The organism is Klebsiella sp. CTHL.F3a (genome assembly GCF_019890895.1).
Classification (GTDB): domain Bacteria; phylum Pseudomonadota; class Gammaproteobacteria; order Enterobacterales; family Enterobacteriaceae; genus Klebsiella; species Klebsiella grimontii.
Genome location: NZ_CP082360.1, coordinates 2,220,937 through 2,238,742, shown reverse-complemented (window position 1 = coordinate 2,238,742; position 17,806 = coordinate 2,220,937). Strand labels below are relative to the sequence as shown.

17 protein-coding genes are annotated in these 17,806 nt (G+C 56.5%); 8 read left to right on the top strand and 9 right to left on the bottom strand.

Annotated elements, in window-relative coordinates; all coding sequences use genetic code 11:
* Positions 1-1,788, bottom strand: coding sequence for an aspartate--tRNA ligase (gene aspS, locus K7H21_RS10550; protein WP_087829004.1), 1,788 nt, complete (start codon positions 1,786-1,788; stop codon positions 1-3).
* 268 nt (positions 1,789-2,056) lie between these two features.
* Here aspS and K7H21_RS10545 point away from each other — a divergent pair, with 268 nt between their 5' ends.
* From K7H21_RS10545 to cmoB, 5 genes are read left to right on the top strand one after another with little or no spacing between them, the layout of a single operon-like run.
* Entirely contained in the window at positions 2,057-2,623 is a 567-nt protein-coding gene (locus K7H21_RS10545; protein WP_004122066.1) for a hydrolase, read from the top strand.
* On the top strand, positions 2,620-3,438 hold the full coding sequence (locus tag K7H21_RS10540; RefSeq protein WP_004122067.1) for a DUF72 domain-containing protein: 819 nt from the start codon (positions 2,620-2,622) through the stop codon (positions 3,436-3,438). Before K7H21_RS10545 ends, K7H21_RS10540 begins: the two co-directional genes overlap by 4 nt.
* Before the next feature lie 53 nt (positions 3,439-3,491).
* A complete protein-coding gene (locus K7H21_RS10535) occupies positions 3,492-3,887 on the top strand; it encodes an MAPEG family protein (RefSeq protein ID WP_004122068.1) in 396 nt (131 codons plus the stop codon).
* A gap of 39 nt (positions 3,888-3,926) precedes the next feature.
* Positions 3,927-4,670, top strand: coding sequence for a carboxy-S-adenosyl-L-methionine synthase CmoA (gene cmoA, locus K7H21_RS10530; protein ID WP_004122069.1), 744 nt, complete (start codon positions 3,927-3,929; stop codon positions 4,668-4,670).
* Positions 4,667-5,677 carry a tRNA 5-methoxyuridine(34)/uridine 5-oxyacetic acid(34) synthase CmoB gene (gene cmoB, locus K7H21_RS10525; RefSeq protein WP_123829157.1) on the top strand — a complete coding sequence of 337 codons (1,011 nt, stop codon included), beginning with the start codon at positions 4,667-4,669 and terminating at the stop codon, positions 5,675-5,677. The genes cmoA and cmoB overlap by 4 nt, the downstream gene beginning before the upstream one ends.
* Positions 5,678-5,899: 222 nt before the next feature.
* On the opposite strand, the gene cutC is transcribed toward cmoB, so the two are convergent.
* Entirely contained in the window at positions 5,900-6,643 is a 744-nt protein-coding gene (gene cutC / locus K7H21_RS10520; protein WP_004122072.1) for a copper homeostasis protein CutC, read from the bottom strand.
* Positions 6,644-6,719: 76 nt separating this feature from the next.
* Complete coding sequence (locus K7H21_RS10515; protein WP_223035761.1) at positions 6,720-7,289, bottom strand: VOC family protein; 570 nt, start codon at positions 7,287-7,289, stop codon at positions 6,720-6,722.
* Between the two features lie 230 nt (positions 7,290-7,519).
* Between K7H21_RS10515 and argS the strand changes: the two genes are divergently transcribed.
* Positions 7,520-9,253: an arginine--tRNA ligase gene (gene argS, locus K7H21_RS10510; RefSeq protein WP_004122074.1), complete on the top strand. Its 1,734-nt coding sequence runs from the start codon at positions 7,520-7,522 to the stop codon at positions 9,251-9,253.
* Positions 9,254-9,372: 119 nt separating this feature from the next.
* Here the strand turns inward: argS and bglB are convergent, their stop codons facing one another.
* Both bglB and K7H21_RS10500 read right to left on the bottom strand, forming a co-directional pair.
* Complete coding sequence (gene bglB, locus K7H21_RS10505) at positions 9,373-10,512, bottom strand: beta-galactosidase BglB (protein WP_004122075.1); 1,140 nt, start codon at positions 10,510-10,512, stop codon at positions 9,373-9,375.
* A 4-nt stretch (positions 10,513-10,516) separates the two neighbouring features.
* Positions 10,517-12,100, bottom strand: coding sequence for an MFS transporter (locus K7H21_RS10500; protein ID WP_142446678.1), 1,584 nt, complete (start codon positions 12,098-12,100; stop codon positions 10,517-10,519).
* 76 nt (positions 12,101-12,176) lie between these two features.
* Here K7H21_RS10500 and K7H21_RS10495 point away from each other — a divergent pair, with 76 nt between their 5' ends.
* Together K7H21_RS10495 and uspC are read left to right on the top strand one after the other, a co-directional pair.
* The gene (locus tag K7H21_RS10495; protein WP_157261974.1) at positions 12,177-12,335 is read left to right on the top strand and encodes a hypothetical protein; all 159 of its coding nucleotides are present in this window, start codon (positions 12,177-12,179) and stop codon (positions 12,333-12,335) included.
* 129 nt (positions 12,336-12,464) lie between these two features.
* Positions 12,465-12,893 carry a universal stress protein UspC gene (uspC, locus tag K7H21_RS10490; RefSeq protein WP_004122077.1) on the top strand — a complete coding sequence of 143 codons (429 nt, stop codon included), beginning with the start codon at positions 12,465-12,467 and terminating at the stop codon, positions 12,891-12,893.
* Positions 12,894-12,921: 28 nt separating this feature from the next.
* Here uspC and otsA read toward each other — a convergent pair whose 3' ends face one another.
* The 4 genes from otsA to araG form a co-directional block, all read right to left on the bottom strand.
* Positions 12,922-14,346: an alpha,alpha-trehalose-phosphate synthase gene (otsA, locus tag K7H21_RS10485; RefSeq protein ID WP_004122078.1), complete on the bottom strand. Its 1,425-nt coding sequence runs from the start codon at positions 14,344-14,346 to the stop codon at positions 12,922-12,924.
* A complete protein-coding gene (gene otsB, locus K7H21_RS10480; protein ID WP_223035760.1) occupies positions 14,321-15,124 on the bottom strand; it encodes a trehalose-phosphatase in 804 nt (267 codons plus the stop codon). The genes otsA and otsB overlap by 26 nt, the downstream gene beginning before the upstream one ends.
* A 158-nt stretch (positions 15,125-15,282) precedes the next feature.
* On the bottom strand, positions 15,283-16,263 hold the full coding sequence (araH, locus tag K7H21_RS10475) for an L-arabinose ABC transporter permease AraH (RefSeq protein WP_004122080.1): 981 nt from the start codon (positions 16,261-16,263) through the stop codon (positions 15,283-15,285).
* A gap of 14 nt (positions 16,264-16,277) precedes the next feature.
* A complete protein-coding gene (araG, locus tag K7H21_RS10470) occupies positions 16,278-17,792 on the bottom strand; it encodes an L-arabinose ABC transporter ATP-binding protein AraG (protein WP_004122081.1) in 1,515 nt (504 codons plus the stop codon).
* Positions 17,793-17,806 lie beyond the last annotated feature (14 nt).

Genomic DNA, 17,806 nt, shown 5'->3' with positions numbered 1-17,806 from the left:
TTACTTATTCTCCAGAGACTCTTTTGCCTCTTTCGCCACCACCTGAATACCCAGTTCGCTCAGCGATGCCGGGTTAGCGAAGCTTGGCGCTTCGGTCATCAGGCAAGCGGCGGCGGTAGTTTTCGGGAAAGCAATAACGTCACGGATATTATCAGTACCGGTCAGCAGCATGGTCAAACGGTCAAGACCGAAAGCCAGGCCCGCGTGCGGCGGAGTACCGTATTTCAGCGCGTCCAGCAGGAAGCCAAACTTCTCGCGCTGCTCTTGTTCGTTAATGCCGAGAATGCCGAACACGGTCTGCTGCATTTCACCGCTGTGAATACGCACCGAACCGCCGCCGACTTCATAGCCGTTGATGACCATATCGTAGGCGTTGGCCACCGCGTCTTCCGGCGCGGCCTTCAGCTCGGCGGCGGACATATCTTTCGGCGAGGTGAACGGATGGTGCATCGCGGTCAGACCGCCTTCACCGTCGTCTTCAAACATCGGGAAGTCGATAACCCACAGCGGCGCCCATTTGGCTTCGTCGGTCAGGTTCAGGTCTTTGCCCAGCTTCAGACGCAGCGCGCCGAGCGCGTCGGCGACCACTTTTTTGTTATCCGCGCCGAAGAAGATCATGTCGCCATCCTGCGCGCCGGTGCGCTCAAGGATCGCTTCAACGATGTCGGCGTTAAGGAATTTAGCTACCGGGCTGTTGATGCCTTCAAGGCCTTTCGCCCGCTCGGTGACTTTAATATAGGCCAGGCCTTTTGCGCCGTAGATCTGGACAAACTTTCCGTACTCGTCGATTTGCTTACGGGTCAGCGCAGCGCCGCCCGGTACGCGCAGGGCGGCAACGCGGCCTTTGGCGTCGTTAGCCGGACCTGCGAAGACGGCGAATTCCACCGTTTTCACCAGATCGGCGACATCCACCAGCTCCATCGGGTTGCGCAGGTCTGGTTTATCGGAACCGTAGCGACGCTCGGCTTCGGCGAAGGTCATGATCGGGAAATCGCCCAGATCCACGCCCTTCACTTCCTGCCACAGGTTACGCACCAGCGCTTCCATGACTTCACGCACCTGCTCGGCGGTCATAAAGGAGGTCTCGACGTCGATCTGGGTGAATTCCGGCTGGCGGTCGGCACGCAGGTCTTCGTCGCGGAAACATTTCACAATCTGATAGTAGCGGTCAAAACCGGACATCATCAGCAGCTGTTTGAACAGCTGTGGAGACTGCGGCAGCGCGTAGAATTTACCTTTATGCACGCGTGAAGGCACCAGGTAGTCGCGCGCGCCTTCCGGCGTAGCTTTGGTCAGCATCGGCGTTTCAATATCGAGGAAACCGTGGTCGTCCATAAACCGACGAACGAGGCTGGTAATCTTCGCTCGCGTTTTCAGGCGCTGCGCCATTTCCGGACGACGCAGATCCAGGTAGCGGTATTTCAGACGCGCTTCTTCGGTATTGACGTGGTTGGAGTCCAGCGGCAGCGCTTCCGCGCGGTTGATAATGGTCAGGTCGGATGCCAGCACTTCGATGGCGCCGGTGGCCATATCGCTATTAACGTTTTTTTCGTCACGCGCACGCACGGTGCCGGTGACCTGGATGCAGAACTCATTACGCAGTTCAGAGGCCAGCTTTAATGCGTCGGCGCGATCCGGATCGAAAAACACCTGCACGATGCCTTCGCGGTCACGCATATCGATAAAGATAAGGCTACCAAGATCACGACGACGGTTGACCCAACCACACAGAGTCACTTGCTGCCCTACGTGGGACAGACGAAGCTGCCCGCAATATTCTGTACGCATGAGATATCCCTTAACTTAGCCGCAGGCGGATTGTTGCCTGCCTTGCAGGCGACGAGGTCGCAGCTTTAGCTGATGTCACAACTGAATGAAAAAAGGCGGCTATTATACTGGAAATTATGGCGCACGATAAGCCCGGCGCAGCGCGCTGCGTTGCTTTGCTACGCGCTTATTGCTTGTACTCACAAAAATTAACAAAATTTGTTACCCTCGGGCGAGATCGGCAACGGTATTGTAGCGGCCTGACAACAAAAGAAGATACGGGGATATCATGTTAGAACTCAATGCAAAAAAGACCGCGCTGGTGGTTATTGACCTGCAGGAAGGCATTTTACCGTTTGCCGGCGGCCCGCATCGCGCTGACGAAGTGGTTGAGCGCGCCGCGAGTCTGGCCAAAAAGTGCCGCCAGCAGGGTTCCCCGGTGGTCATGGTTCGCGTTGGCTGGTCGGCGGATTTCGCCGAAGCGCTGAAACAGCCGGTCGATGCCCAGGCAGGCGCGCCAACGCTACCCGAAAACTGGTGGTCCTATCCGCTGGCGCTGGAAAAACAGGCGAGCGATATCGAAGTCACCAAACGCCAGTGGGGGGCCTTTTACGGCACCGACCTGGAGCTGCAGCTTCGCCGTCGCGGTATCGATACGATTATTCTGTGCGGTATCTCCACGAATATCGGCGTCGAATCTACGGCGCGCAACGCCTGGGAGCTGGGCTTTAACCTCATTCTTGTCGAAGACGCCTGCAGCGCGGCGACGGCGGAACAGCATCTTAGCAGCATGACTCACATCTTCCCGCGGATTGCCCGCGTGCGCAGTACCGAGGAGGTGCTTGCCGCATTATGATTTATATAGGGCTTCCCCAGTGGGCGCACCCGAAGTGGGTGCGGCTGGGTATCACCAGCCTTGAAGAGTATGCCCGCCACTTCAACTGCGTGGAGGGCAACACCACCCTGTACGCGTTACCAAAAGCGGAGATTGTCAGCCGCTGGTATGAACAAACCCACGACGATTTTCGCTTCTGCTTCAAATTTCCGGCCACCATTTCGCACCAGGCGGCGCTGCGCAACTGCGACGACTTAAGCCATGAGTTTTTTACCCGTCTGGCGCCGCTGTCTTCGCGCATCGGCCAGTATTGGCTCCAGCTGCCGGCGACGTTCGGCCCTCGGGACCTCACCGCCCTCTGGCCGTTCCTCGACAGCCTGCCGCGCGAATTCCGCTACGGCGTTGAGGTAAGGCATCCGGAATTTTTCGCCAAAGGGGAAGCGGAACAGCAGCTCAATCGCGGCCTGCATCAGCGTAACGTCAATCGCGTGATCCTGGATAGCCGTCCGGTTCATAGCGCCGTCGCCCGCAGCCCGGCGATGATCGAGGCGCAGAAGAAGAAGCCGAAAGTCCCCGTCCATGCACTGGTGACGGCCCATAATCCGATGGTGCGTTTTATCGGCAGCGATGATATGACGCAGAATCGCGAGCTTTTTAGCGTGTGGATTCGCACGCTGCCAAAATGGACGCAGACCGCCACGCCGTACCTGTTTCTCCATACGCCGGATATCGCCCAGGCGCCGGAACTGGTTGATACCCTGTGGAGCGATCTGCGTACCGCCCTACCGGAAATAGGGAATGCGCCGTCAATTCCGCAGCAAACCTCTCTTTTCTGATATCCTGCTATCCTCAATTGAGCCACCGGAAGCGATAAAAGGGAGTTTTGAGTATGGTCAGCGCGCTGTATGCGGTCTTAGGTGCGTTATTGCTTATTAAGTTTTCCTGGGACGTCGTACGCCTGAGAACGCAATATCGCGTTGGCTACGGCGATGGCGGTTTTAGCGAGCTGCAGGTTGCTATTCGCGTGCACGGGAACGCGGTGGAGTATGTTCCCATTGGTCTGATCTTGCTGCTGTTTATGGAGATGAACGGCGCACAGACCTGGATGGTCCACGTCTGCGGTATTTTGCTGATTGCCGGGCGCCTGATGCACTCGTATGGCTTTCATCATCGTCTCTACCGCTGGCGTCGTTCCGGCATGAGCGCGACGTGGTGTTCATTGTTGCTGATGGTGCTGGCGAACTTCTGGTATATGCCCTGGGAGTTGGTTTTCTCCGTCCGTTAGCGCACAATACGCCGTTTTCGATTTTTCGGGTTTAACGTTATGTCTCACCGCGATACGCTTTTTTCCGCGCCGATTGCCAGTCTCGGCGACTGGACCTTTGATGAACGGGTTGCTGAAGTCTTCCCGGATATGATCCAGCGCTCTGTTCCCGGCTATTCCAATATCATTTCGATGATCGGCATGCTGGCGGAACGTTTCGTTCAGCCGGATACCCAGGTTTACGATCTCGGCTGCTCGCTTGGCGCAGCCACGCTGTCCGTGCGCCGCAATATTGCGCATGCAGGCTGCAAAATCATCGCCATCGATAACTCGCCGGCGATGGTCGAACGCTGCCGTCGCCATATTGACGCCTATAAGGCGCCGACGCCGGTCGAGGTGATTGAAGGCGATATTCGCCACATCACGATAGAAAACGCCTCGATGGTGGTGCTGAATTTCACCATTCAGTTTCTCGAACCCGGCGAACGTCAGGCCATTCTGGACAAGGTCTATCAGGGGCTGAACCCGGGCGGCGCGCTGGTGCTGTCGGAAAAATTCAGTTTCGAAGATGACAACGTCGGCGAACTCCTGTTCAACATGCATCACGACTTCAAACGCGCTAACGGCTACAGCGAGCTGGAAATCAGCCAAAAGCGCAGCATGCTGGAAAACGTAATGCTCACCGATTCCGTGGAAACCCATAAAGCGCGCCTGCGTAAGGCCGGTTTCGAACATGCCGAGCTGTGGTTCCAGTGCTTTAACTTCGGATCGTTAATCGCCGTAAAATCCGGGGACCCGGCATGATTGATTTCAGCAACTTTTATCAATTGATTGCCAAAAGCCCGCTTTCGCACTGGCTGGAGACGCTGCCAGCCCAGGTGGCGGCATGGCAGCGCGACGCGCTGCACGGCAAATACCGGGAATGGGAACGGGCCGTCGAGTTTCTGCCCGAGTTTGCGCCCTACCGTCTGGATCTGCTGCATAGCGTCACCGCCGAGAGCGAAACGCCGCTCGGTGACGGCCAGCGCCTGCGGATTGAAAACCTGCTGAAGAATCTGATGCCGTGGCGTAAAGGGCCCTTCTCCCTTTACGGCGTGAATATCGATACCGAATGGCGTTCCGACTGGAAGTGGGAGCGCGTACTGCCGCACCTTTCCGACCTGACCGGGCGTACCATCCTTGATGTCGGCTGCGGCAGCGGATACCACATGTGGCGCATGATTGGCGCCGGCGCTCATCTGGCGGTGGGCATCGACCCTACCCAGCTGTTTCTGTGCCAGTTTGAAGCGGTGCGAAAACTGTTGGGCAACGATCAGCGCGCGCATCTGCTGCCGCTGGGTATTGAGCAGCTTCCCGCGCTCAACGCCTTTGATACCGTCTTTTCGATGGGCGTACTGTATCATCGCCGCTCTCCGCTCGATCACCTGTGGCAGCTCAAAGATCAGCTGGTTCCCGGCGGCGAGCTGGTGCTGGAGACGCTGGTCGTTGAAGGCGACGAAAATACCGTGCTGGTGCCAGGCGACCGCTATGCCCAAATGCGCAACGTCTACTTTATCCCGTCCGCCGCCGCGCTGAAGCAGTGGCTGGAGAAGTGCGGCTTTGTCGATGTGCGTATTGTCGATGCGTGCGTCACTTCGACCGACGAGCAGCGCCGCACCGAGTGGATGACCACCGAGTCGCTGGCCGATTTCCTCGATCCGCACGATAGCAGCAAAACTCTCGAAGGCTATCCTGCCCCGCTACGCGCGGTGATTATTGCCAGTAAACCGGAAACGCAGCAGTCGTTAGCGGCGAAAAAAGCCCGCGGCTAGAGCGAATTCTGGATAAAAAAAGGCCCCTGTTTAATGGGCAGGGGCCTGGTACGGGCAATCATCATATTGGGCGACATGATGTGCAGCAAAAAACGGTTTATCCCCGTCATACTTCAAGTTGCATGTACGTTGGCTTTCCTCGCTCCCTCCAGTCACTACTTGAGTAAGCTCCAGGGGATTCCCTGCATCGCCGCCTTCTCGCAACTCGAATTATTTAGGGTTTTAATCTCTCTGTGCGGAAATAATCTTCTTCATTTCCGCTACCGCTTCGCCATTGACGGCGTAGCGTAAGTATTCATCTGCTTCTGCATCCGTAGACATCGACAATCCGGGATTGCGAAAGCGCATCGGAGACGGTAACCATTGGCCTGCCGAGGTATGCACCTCTTTTACCCCCGCCTGTAAAAACAGCGGCAGGTTGGCGGCGCGCACTCCTGCACCGGCCATAATAATAGGAGTATCGCTTTGGGAAATAAGTTCCCTGATTAATGAAATTCCTTTTTCGGCAGACGCCTGCTGGCCCGAAGTCAGGATACGCTGAACGCCGAGTTCAGCCAGCTCAGCGCTGGCCTGGCGCGGGTTGGCGCACATATCAAAGGCCCGATGAAAGGTGACGGCCAGGGTTCCCGCCGCCGCTATTATTTTTTTCATTCGCCCGCCATCCACCCGCCCATCGGCGTCCAGAATACCGATTACCAGGCCGGGAAAACCGAGATCTTTCACCGCAGCGACATCATCCAGCATCGCGGCAAACTCGCCCGCGGTGTAGCAAAAATCACCGCCGCGCGGGCGAATAATCGGATGGACGGGAATGGTCACCGCTCCACGTACCGATTTCAGTACGCCCAGCGAAGGCGTCAGCCCTCCCTCCTGCGGCGCGGCGCATAGTTCGATGCGGTCGGCGCCGCGGCGCTGGGCCTCCAGCGCGCACTCCATGCTGTAACAGCAAACTTCCAGTAAGGTCATTCTTCTCTCCGTAGATTGAGCAGGCACGCCAGAATGGCACGATTTCTCCCGCCAGACGCCGCGTAACGTCACACTGTCATCGTTCAGCGTGTTCGCTGGCGACAATTTGCTCAATCGACCACGGGTGAAATTTAATCGTCACTTTGCCATCGGTTACCGCCAGGGTCGGATTCGGTAAACGCTCACGCTCGCCTTTCGGCGCGCTGGTCTTCACAAAAATGCCCGGTTGGCTCAGCCCGTCATCGGACAGCAGCGCCAGCGCGCGGGTATTGAGCGTTTCAGGCTCGCCCGGCAGTACGATTTCAATATGTTCCCAGCCATCATGCGGATAGCGCTTTTCGCCCGGCCACGGTAGCTCAACGATGTGAAAACGCCAATGCGCCACGACCACCGGCTCATCCAGCCTGAACAGGCAGATGGGTCGACCGTTAATGACATTTTCCGACAGCAGAGTACCGCATTGTTCAAAGCCGCGACGCCAGCGCTCCGCCGTGGCGTTCTGGTGACAACGTAGGGAAATATGGTCGGCGTCATGGGGCGTAATATCAAGACCGAGTCGGTGAGCAAGCGCGTTTAGCGCCTCGGTAAAGCGCGGCAGGTCCGCGGAAATATCGTTCAGTTCATCAATCTGCTGCCAGTTCGCCATCGTAAGCCTCGGTACTCGCTAAAAAGAGTTAATTTATCGCGTTTCCCGCGCCCTACCAACCGACAATCGTCGGCAGCCCCCAGTGAACGGTTATTCGTTGAGCGCGAGGCTTAGCAACCTCTGCGCGGTGCTGACGCGTGGGCGCAAATGCAGTATACTCCCGCCCTAATTTGTCCACATTCCTGCGCCGCCCCTTCTGGGTGACGGCGTGTTAAACGTAAGGTATTTCGGTGAATATTCAGGCTCTTCTCTCAGAAAAAGTCAGTCAGGCCCTGATCGCGGCAGGCGCGTCTGCCGATTGCGAACCTCAGGTCCGCCAGTCAGCAAAAGTCCAGTTCGGCGACTATCAGGCCAACGGCGTGATGGCCGTAGCCAAAAAACTGGGCATGGCGCCGCGACAACTTGCAGAGCAGGTCCTGACTCATCTCGACCTGAACGGCATTGCCAGTAAGGTCGAAATCGCCGGTCCCGGCTTTATTAATATTTTCCTCGACCCGGCTTTCCTCGCGGAAAACGTCAGCAGCGCGCTGAAATCCGAACGTCTGGGCGTGGCTCAGCCGCAGGCGCAGACGGTGGTGGTTGATTACTCCGCGCCGAACGTGGCGAAAGAGATGCACGTAGGCCACCTGCGCTCCACCATTATTGGCGATGCCGCGGTGCGTACGCTGGAGTTTCTCGGGCATAAAGTGATCCGCGCGAACCACGTGGGTGACTGGGGCACCCAGTTCGGCATGCTGATCGCGTACCTGGAAAAGCAGCAGCAGGAAAACGCCGGCGAGATGGCGCTGGCCGACCTCGAAGGTTTCTATCGCGAAGCGAAAAAACACTACGACGAAGATGAAGCCTTCGCCGAGCGCGCGCGCAGCTACGTCGTTAAGCTGCAGGGCGGCGACGAGTACTTCCGCGAAATGTGGCGCAAGCTGGTCGACATTACCATGTCGCAAAACCAGCTTACCTATAACCGCCTCAACGTCACCCTGACCCGCGACGACGTAATGGGTGAAAGCCTCTATAACCCGATGCTGCCGGGTATCGTTGCCGATCTGAAAGCCAAAGGTCTGGCGGTAGAAAGCGAAGGCGCGACCGTGGTGTTCCTTGATGAGTACAAAAACAAGGAAGGCGAACCGATGGGCGTGATTATCCAGAAGAAGGATGGCGGCTATCTCTACACCACTACCGATATCGCCTGCGCAAAATACCGTTACGAAAACCTGCATGCAGACCGCGTCCTTTACTACATCGACTCTCGCCAGCATCAGCACCTGATGCAAGCGTGGACCATTGTGCGTAAAGCCGGCTACGTACCGGATTCCGTCCCGCTGGAGCACCACATGTTCGGCATGATGCTCGGCAAGGACGGCAAACCATTTAAAACCCGCGCCGGCGGCACCGTGAAGCTCGCCGACCTGCTGGACGAAGCGCTGGAACGCGCCCGTCGTCTGGTGGCGGAGAAAAACCCGGATATGCCCGCCGACGAGCTGGAGAAACTGGCGAACGCGGTCGGAATTGGCGCGGTGAAATACGCCGATTTGTCTAAAAACCGCACCACCGACTACATCTTTGACTGGGACAACATGCTGGCCTTTGAGGGCAATACCGCGCCTTATATGCAGTATGCCTATACCCGCGTGCTCTCCGTGTTCCGCAAAGCGGATACCGATGAAAGCGCGCTGGCGGCGGCGCCGGTGGTCATCACCGAAGACCGTGAAGCCCAGCTGGCAGCCCGTCTGCTGCAGTTTGAAGAAACCCTGACCGTCGTCGCCCGTGAAGGCACGCCGCACGTCATGTGCTCTTATCTGTACGATCTGGCTGGCCTGTTCTCCGGATTCTACGAGCACTGCCCGATCCTGAGCGCCGAAAGCGAAGAGACGCGCAACAGCCGCCTGAAGCTGGCACTGTTGACCGCAAAAACGCTGAAGCTGGGTCTGGATACCCTGGGTATCGAAACCGTAGAACGGATGTAAAAACAAACCCGGCGAAAGCCGGGTTTGTTTTATAACGCCTGATGGCGCCACGCTCATCAGACCTGCAACATCATTGTAGCCCCGGTAAGCGTAAGCGCCACCGGGGAAATTCCCCCTTCTCAGAAATACTTCCGCAGATACTCCGTCAGGCACAGGATCGCCATCGCCTGGCCATACGGCATCGACGTCAGCGGAATGTCGCGATAAAAATCAAGATTCGAACCCATTCCGGTACCGAACGACGTTTGCAGCAGCTCCCCTTGCGGTGAGATATTCTGCACGATGCCACGAATCGCTTTTTCCGCAACCTCCGCATACGCCTGGCTCACGTAGCGCTTGCGCACAGCTTTGAGGATCCCATAAGCAAAACCGGCGGTCGCCGACGCTTCAAGATAGGAGCCGGGATCGTCAAGCAGCGTATGCCACAGGCCGCTATCGTCCTGACAGCGGGCCAGCGCCGCAATCTGCGCATTCAGCACCTGCACCAGATAACGACGTACCGCGCTGCTCTCGGGTAAATCCACCAGTTCCAGAAAATCCGGAATCACGATAGTCAGCCAGCTATTCCCACGCGCCCAGCGAGCGTGGGCGAAATTATGCCGCCCCTCGTAGCTCCAGCCGTGGAACCACAGGCCGGTCTCGCGGTCCAGCAGATTCTGCACGTGCAGCAGAAACTGATACACCGCCTCCTCTACGTATTCCGGACGATTAAGCAGCTTGCCGATTTTCGCCAGCGGCAGAACCGTCATCATCAACGTGTCGTCCCACATCTGCTGATGATTCTCTTCCGCCAGGGTGATGTGCTGCATGCCGCCAGATTCAGTGCGCGGCATTTCGTTCATTGCCCACTCCGCCCAGCTATCGAGCCAGGGCAGATACGCGGAGTTGCCCGTCTCTTCGTAGCGGTATGCCAGGGTGAGAAACGGCGCCATGGTGTTGACGTTTTTGGTGGTCGCGCCCTCGGCAAAGCGGTCGGTAAACCAGCTATCGATAATGTCGCGCATTGCCGTATCGCCGGTCTGCTGATAATACTGATAAATACCGTACAGGCCGACGCCGTGAGTCCACTCCCAGCCGTTCCATCCTTTGGTGTCGATAACGCGTCCGTCGTCCAGCCGCAGTAAAAATTGCCCGCTTTCGTCCTTAATGTTGACCAGATTGTGCGTCACCTTCTGAATCAGCGCCTGCAGTTCATTGCGGGCGATAAAACGCTCCGGCTGGCGCAGTAGTGGGCTATGTTTGACAGGCCAAACTTTCATATCCTTAACCTCTGTTATATGTCGAATTCATGGCTGAACGCTGCTTCAGCGCTGGCGCGGCGGGTTTATTCCGATTCAGATAACCAATATTGTTGTTTCCCCACAGGGCGTCGTACGGCATCCCGGCCAGCATCTCCACTACCTCACGATCCTCGGCGCTGGCCAGTTCCGGCTGAGCGCGGCCTGATTCACGCATTTTCAGCGTTTCCGCACGCAGGACGCTGTGGGTTTGCAGATTGAGCTTAAAGCGCAGGGACACGAGGAAACCGCAGGCCAGCACCAGTAAGGTACCGACGCTGAGGATCAGCAGAATGGTATGGCTCACTTCATAGGGCTGCGTTTTCTGCCCGGAGACAAAGCCCGACATCTGCATGATGATCCCCACCAGCATCACCGCGCCGGCCTGGGACGCCTTACGCGTCAGGGTCATAATCCCGGCGAAGATGCCTTCGCGGCGCTGGCCGGTGATCACTTCGTCCACGTCGGCAATATAGGTGTAGGTGTTCCACGGAACATAGTTGATGCCGCCGCGCCCCAGGCCCGCCACCGCGGATATCAGCAGCAGCAGCGAATAGACATCGCTGAGGCCAGCGTAGTACAACACCGCGTAGGAGAGCGAACTCAGGCCGAACAGCACCACCACCATGCGGTACGATGGCGCCGGCCCGAAGCGAATGCACAGCGGGATCATGGCGATAACCGCGATAAACTGGAAGATTGCCATGGTACCGAGCAGGTTGGAGGCCATCGACGCTTCCTGCATCAGAACAAATACCACGTAGTAGGTAAAGACCGCATTGAACACGTCCTGGGCGATATAGCCGCCCAGATACATACCCAGATGCTGACGGAAAATTTTAATCCGCAGGGTCGAACTTAACTCAATAAACAGGCGGTTAAGACTCTGAGACAGGCTCAGATTCTGTTTCTCTTCTTCGGCGCGCAGCGCGGCCTCCGTCCACTCTTCACGCGGGCGTTCCCAGGTAAAGAACCAGACGAAGGTCAGCATCATCGCGCACAGCACCGAGAACACCAGGCTCGCGTAAAAGAAAGAAACCGCGTTATCCTTACCGAAGATAGTCAGCAGCACGCCCGGCAGGAACGAAGCCAGAATCGCCGACATCTGCGCCATTGAAATACGCGCGCCGGAGAATTTTGTTTTCTGTTTAAAATCATCGGTCATTTCCGGCACCAGCGTTTCATACGGCACCAGAATCATGGTGTAGACAATATCAAACAGCAGATAGGTCAGCAGGTAGTACCAAAACCCCATATCCCCTACCCACATGATGGAGTAGCTAAATACGCAGGGGATACCGAGCAGGATGAAGAACTTGCGTCTGCCAAAACGTTTCCCCAGCCAGGTCGAGCCAAAGTTATCCGTCAGGAAGCCCATCAGCGGACTGATTACCGCATCCAGAACCCTGGCGGTGGCAAAAATAAGCGTCGCTTCGATAGGGGAAAGACCGCAAAAAGTGGTGTAGAAATAGAGCAGCCATGCTGCTGTGAGTGCGGTCGTTCCCGCACCAAGGAAATCGCCCGATCCATAGGCAAGGTAGTTAACCAAACCGATTTTACGTGTTTTCATCGCCGTAAATCCTGTGTCTTTTTTTAGAGAACTCCGAACCGCTTTTTGGCCCATTCAGCCAAAAGAGGGTTGATACATGGCTACATTAAGAACATGGGAACGGCGTTACCTTTTCATTTTTGCCAGCCAAAAGCGTTCACTGGCAAAAACACAAAGAGTCGATGAACGCGCCTCACTGATTTATAAAACAGCGTTTCTTTTAATACAAAAGATCGGACCAAAAGTTGCGAAGTGACAATCAAAAAGGCCCTGCAACGGGCAAAACCTGCGCGTTATTTTTCGCCGCGGATAAACCTTGCGAAAGCTAAGGAATCGGAGTAAAGACAATAGAAAAGGGTTATTTCGCGTATCTCAAGGAGGCTTGATGCCCTACTCACATCTACTGGTCGCCGTGGCGCCAACCCCGGAAAGCCGGGTTCTCATTCAGAAAGCCGTCTCTATCGCCCGTCCGGTTAATGCGAAAGTCAGCCTGATCACGCTGGCAACCGATCCGGAGTTGTACAATCAGTTTGCGGCGCCGATGATGGAAAATTTACGCGAAGTCATGCAGGAAGAGACGCGCGGCTTTCTGGCCGAGCTCGCCCGCCACGCCGACTACCCTATCGAAAAAATGACCATCGCCAGCGGCGGGATTGCTCATCACGTGAAGGATTTTTGTCGGCAGCATCGCGTTGACCTGGTGATTTGCGGTAACCACAACCAGAGCCTGTTTTCTCGCGCGACCTGTTCGGCGAAAGATATCGTTGGCAGCAGCGGCGTTGACGTGCTGCTGGTGTGTCTGGAAAAAGGTTAGCGCCGTGGAAGCGCTAACCATCGTTGCATCAGGCGAGTTTGGGGAAGGTCGCGACCTTACGCGCTAAGTGGCTCTCCTCACTGCCCGGCTCAATCTCCTTTAGATCGGCAATAAACCGCTCCTGCCAGCGATGGATATCGTTATCCTTAATCACCGCCAGCATGGCCGAATGACGGGCTATACGCTCGGCCAGCGGCATCGTTAGCGCCTGGTCCAGCGCTGCGGCGACCTCGTCGCGATCGTAAGGATTGACGATTAAGGCCGTCGGGAGCTCGTTCGCCGCGCCGGCAAACTGCGACAGCACCAGCACGCCCGGATTTTGCGGGTCCTGCGCGGCAACATACTCTTTCGCCACCAGATTCATCCCATCGCGCAGCGGCGTAACCAGCCCGACGTCCGAGTAGCGGAAGATTTTCATCAGCAGCTTGCGTTCAAAGTGCTGGTTCAGGTAGTAGAGCGGGGTCCAGCCCAGCTGACCATACCGGCCGTTAATGCGTCCGGCTGCGGTTTCGAGCTGGTGACGAATATCCTGATAGGCCTGAACATCGCCGCGCGACGTCGGCGCAATCTGGGTATAACGAATCTTACCGTGATGATGGGGATAGTTTTCAAGCAGCGCCTCGTAGGCGAGAAAACGCTCCGGCAGCCCCTTCGAATAATCCAGCCGCTCGACGGAAAAGATATTCTGCACGCTTTTCAGTTCGCTTTTCAGCTGCGCCAGCTTGGGCGGCAGCGGCCCTTTTGCGCTGCGCGCTATCTCTTCCGGATCGATACCGATTGGGTAGACTTCGGTCTGGAAAGGTTTGCCCCAGGCCACATGTTTTTTTCCGCCGCGCGTCGTCAGGCGGGTCTGCATCGATACGCAGTCAAGAAACGCCAGTCGGTCGCTCTCGGTCTGGAAGCCCAGTAAATCGTAATCGCAAAGCTGTTCAAGCAGCTCCGCATGCGGCGGCAGCGCGTTAAAGACTTCCGGAGTCGGGAAAGGAATATGTAAAAAGAAGCCGATGCGGTTATTGACGCCGCGCTGGCGCAGTTCGCTGGCCAACGGCAGCAGGTGGTAATCGTGGATCCAGACAATATCGTCAGGTTCGATCAGCGGCAGTAGCCTATCGGCCAGCTTCGCGTTGACCCGCTGATAGCCCTCCCAGGCTTCACGCTGAAAATCGACCAGGTCAAGACGATAATGGAATGCGGGCCACAGCACGGCGTTGGAAAAGCGGTTGTAATATTCGTCGTGATCCTGCTCGCTAAGGTTGAAAGAGGCCCAGGTTATATTTCCCTGAGTTACTTTCTTTAGCGGCTGCTGGTCATCACCGATTTCCCCACTCCAGCCGAACCACAATCCTCCGGCTGCTTTTAATGCCCCCATAATCCCCACGGCAAGGCCACCGGCGCTGGCCTTTTTATCGTCCGGCGGGGCAATACGATTAGATACTACGACTAAGCGACTCATAGCCATCTCTCCTGTCGGTTAGCGCATCTGGTTGTTGCCCATGATTCGCGATGTTACTAATCCAAAGATGAACAGCGGCGACATCCGGCAGGCGCCAGTGCGCCTGGGTCTCGCCGCCGCCCACTTTGACCGATACGCCACTCAGTTGATTGACAACGCTAAAACCCGCTTCATCGGTTAAATCATCACCGACAAATACCGGTTTGCGCCCTCTGAATGGAACTTCCTGCATAAAAGCGGCTATCGCTTCACCCTTATTCACTCCGCGCGGTTTGATCTCCACCACGCATTTACCCGGCTGTAAAGCCAGAATGGGATGGCGCTGCACGACAGCTTGCGCCAGCGCCAGCACCGCGTGCTGATGCTCCGGCGCCTGACGGTAGTGCAGCGCAAAAGCCATCCCCTTACTTTCCAGTTCGCATCCCGGCAACGCATCCAGCGCCGCGGTCAGCTCCGCCGACAGCGCCTTCAGGAGGGAATCAGGTAAAGAGACAATATGCGTTTTACCATTGATGTCACGGCGTTCAGCCCCGTGTACACCGGCAAGCGGCAGCCGGTAAGGACGGGTAAGCTCATCCAGCTCAACCATTGAGCGCCCTGAAATCAATGCCACCGCGCCGCTGTGCTGCTGCACGAGCTGGCGCAGCGTCTGCAGAACATCGGCAGGAATAACCACCTGATCGGGATGGGGTTTGATACCGGCAAGGGTACCGTCGAGGTCAAAGAAAAAAGCGTAGTTTCCGGTTAACGCAGGCGGTACATAAATCTGGTCAGCCACCCTGTTTCCTCCTTATCATGGCCAGCAACATGCTGGGTGTTAATTTATTGCAGCCATGTAAGTATAGACAGTGTGACCAGCCTCGCCATTTTTGATAGTCATTGCCAGCGGAACGAGCGCTGGCAATGGATTAGGATTAAACTGAAAAGTTGGCCGGATTAAACGACGCGCTTCGCTTTCTGTTTGTAGCGGTCAAAGATAACCGCCGCCAGCAAAATCACGCCGCGAACGACGTACTGCGAGAACGGCGAAATGTTCAGCAGGTTCATCGCGTTCTCCACCGTCCCCAAGATCAGGATCCCGGCCACCACGTAGGAGATCTTACCGATCCCGCCCTTCAGCGATACGCCCCCCAGCACGCAGGCCGAGATAACAATCAGCTCATAGCCAATCGAGGTCATCGGCTGACCGCTGGTCATACGGGAAGCAAGGATAATGCCTGCCGCGGCAGAAACCAGGCCGGAAAGGACGAAAATAATGATCTTGGTCCGCACCACCGGCACGCCCGCCAGACGCGCAGCTTCTTCGTTGCCGCCAATCGCCAGGGTATTCCGGCCAAAGGTGGTTTTATTAAGCAACAGGCCGAAGACAATCAGGCAGGCTACGGTCAGCCAGATAGGCGCAGGCAGACCAAACCAGTTGGCATATCCGAGGGTAAAGAAGCGCTCGTCTTCAATCCCTACCGCCTTACCGTCAGAGATAATATAAGCCAGACCGCGAACGATCTGCATGGTCGCCAGGGTGGTGATCAGGGCGTTAATCTTCAGGCGTGCAATCACAAAACCGTTTACCAGACCGCTTAGCGCCCCGAGCAGTAGACCGGCGCCGATGCCAATCCACATGCTCTCTGTCATGTTAATCACCACCGCCGTGGTCACCCCGGCGCAGGCGATAACCGAGGCCACCGACAGGTCAAAATCGCCGGATGCCAGGCAAAACAGCATCCCGCAGGCCACCATTCCGGACATAGAAATAGCCAGCCCCAGGCCTTTCATATTGATAAATGAGGCAAAATTAGGCACAAAAATCACGCAGCCAATAAACAGCACCGCAAAAACAACCAGCATGCCGAACTGATCCCAGACGCGGGAGAAGCTAAAAGCTGACCGGGTAGTACCTGAAGTAGTAACTGATGACATCATAGACTCCTTACTCAGGCGACCGCCTGGCTCACTTTTGGCATCGCAAGGCTCAATGCCTGCTGCTCATTCGCATGTTCATGCAGCAGTTCTCCGGCAATCTCACCCTCGCGCATAACCACGATGCGATCGGCAACGCCGAGAACTTCCGGTAAATCGCTGGAGGCAAAAACCACCGCGACGCCAGATGCCGCTAATGCATAGATAACGTTGTAGATTTCATGCTTAGCGCCTACGTCAATACCGCGCGTTGGCTCATCAAGCAGGATGACTTTCATCTCTTCCGACAGCCAGCGGCCAAGGATCGCCTTCTGCTGATTGCCGCCGGAGAGGTTCATAATCAGCTGTTCTGCGCCGGGCGTTTTGATATTCAGCGATTTAATGTGCTGGTCGGCGTTCTGCGCTTCCCAGGCGTTGTTGATAACGCAGCCGGCGAGAATATGCTTGCGGCGAGCGCTGATATTGATGTTGTCGCGCACCGAATGGACCGGAATAATGCCCTCCGCTTTACGGTCTTCCGGGCAGAGCATCATCCCGGCCTGAATCGCCTGGGCCGGCTTACGAATATCAATGGCCTCGCCGTCGATATAAACCTGACCGCCGGTTATTCTGTTACCGCCGAATAAGCCTTTCATCAGCTCGCTGCGCCCGGCGCCGACCAGCCCAAACAGACCGACGATTTCTCCGCTCCGCACCGACAGACTGACGGGCTGGCGCACGCCGGGCGCCTTCACCTGCTCAAGACGCAAACGCTCTTTGCCATATTCACGCGGCTGCCAGCCGTAGATATCGCCCAGTTCGCGCCCCACCATCGCCTGGACCAGCGCGTCGTGGTTAACCTCCTGCATATTGTCAAAGGTGCGTACGTAGCGGCCATCTTTGAATACCGTAATGGCGTCGCTTAACGCAAAGATCTCCTCCATGCGGTGGGAAACGTAAATAATGACCCGTCCTTCCTGGCGCAGCTCGCGGATCACCCGAAACAGGTTTTCAATTTCTCGCGCCGAAAGGGAGCTGGTCGGCTCATCAAAGGCGATAATTTTGGCGTTACGCGCCAGCGCTTTGGCGATCTCCACCATTTGCCACTGGCCAATAGAGAGATATTTGAGCGGCGTTTCCGGGTCGATATCGAGCCCCAGATGTTTAAGCTGCAGGCCTGCTTCATAATTCAGCAGCGACCGATTCACAATCCCGCCTTTATGCGGCAACTGGCCGAGGTAGATATTTTCCGCCACGGTCATTTCCGGAATCAGATGCAGCTCCTGATAGATAATCGCCACCCCGGCGTTCAGCGCCTCGGTGGTGTGATTGAACGTCATCTGCTGACCGCGGATCTGCAGGCTGCCGGCCGTCGGTATATAGTTGCCGCTGAGAATTTTCAGCAGCGTGGATTTCCCGGCGCCGTTTTCTCCCATCAGGGCGTGAACCTGTCCGGCATAGCAGCCAAAGCTAATGTCGGACAGCGCTTTAACGCCCGGGAAGGTCATGGTAATGCCGTGAAATGAGAGATAAGGGGTAGACTGTTGCATAACGACTCCGCTTT

Bases quoted from the DNA above. Each gene is read 5' to 3' on its own strand.
- otsA (WP_004122078.1), bottom strand. From the start codon at position 14,346: ATGAGTCGCTTAGTCGTAGTATCTAATCGTATTGCCCCGCCGGACGAT.
- K7H21_RS10545 (WP_004122066.1), top strand. From the start codon at position 2,057: ATGTTAGAACTCAATGCAAAAAAGACCGCGCTGGTGGTTATTGACCTG.
- uspC (WP_004122077.1), top strand. From the start codon at position 12,465: ATGCCCTACTCACATCTACTGGTCGCCGTGGCGCCAACCCCGGAAAGC.
- cutC (WP_004122072.1), bottom strand. From the start codon at position 6,643: ATGACCTTACTGGAAGTTTGCTGTTACAGCATGGAGTGCGCGCTGGAG.
- aspS (WP_087829004.1), bottom strand. From the start codon at position 1,788: ATGCGTACAGAATATTGCGGGCAGCTTCGTCTGTCCCACGTAGGGCAG.
- K7H21_RS10500 (WP_142446678.1), bottom strand. From the start codon at position 12,100: ATGAAAACACGTAAAATCGGTTTGGTTAACTACCTTGCCTATGGATCG.
- K7H21_RS10495 (WP_157261974.1), top strand. From the start codon at position 12,177: ATGGCTACATTAAGAACATGGGAACGGCGTTACCTTTTCATTTTTGCC.
- cmoA (WP_004122069.1), top strand. From the start codon at position 3,927: ATGTCTCACCGCGATACGCTTTTTTCCGCGCCGATTGCCAGTCTCGGC.
- K7H21_RS10515 (WP_223035761.1), bottom strand. From the start codon at position 7,289: ATGGCGAACTGGCAGCAGATTGATGAACTGAACGATATTTCCGCGGAC.
- K7H21_RS10535 (WP_004122068.1), top strand. From the start codon at position 3,492: ATGGTCAGCGCGCTGTATGCGGTCTTAGGTGCGTTATTGCTTATTAAG.
- cmoB (WP_123829157.1), top strand. From the start codon at position 4,667: ATGATTGATTTCAGCAACTTTTATCAATTGATTGCCAAAAGCCCGCTT.
- araG (WP_004122081.1), bottom strand. From the start codon at position 17,792: ATGCAACAGTCTACCCCTTATCTCTCATTTCACGGCATTACCATGACC.
- bglB (WP_004122075.1), bottom strand. From the start codon at position 10,512: ATGAAAGTTTGGCCTGTCAAACATAGCCCACTACTGCGCCAGCCGGAG.
- araH (WP_004122080.1), bottom strand. From the start codon at position 16,263: ATGTCATCAGTTACTACTTCAGGTACTACCCGGTCAGCTTTTAGCTTC.
- K7H21_RS10540 (WP_004122067.1), top strand. From the start codon at position 2,620: ATGATTTATATAGGGCTTCCCCAGTGGGCGCACCCGAAGTGGGTGCGG.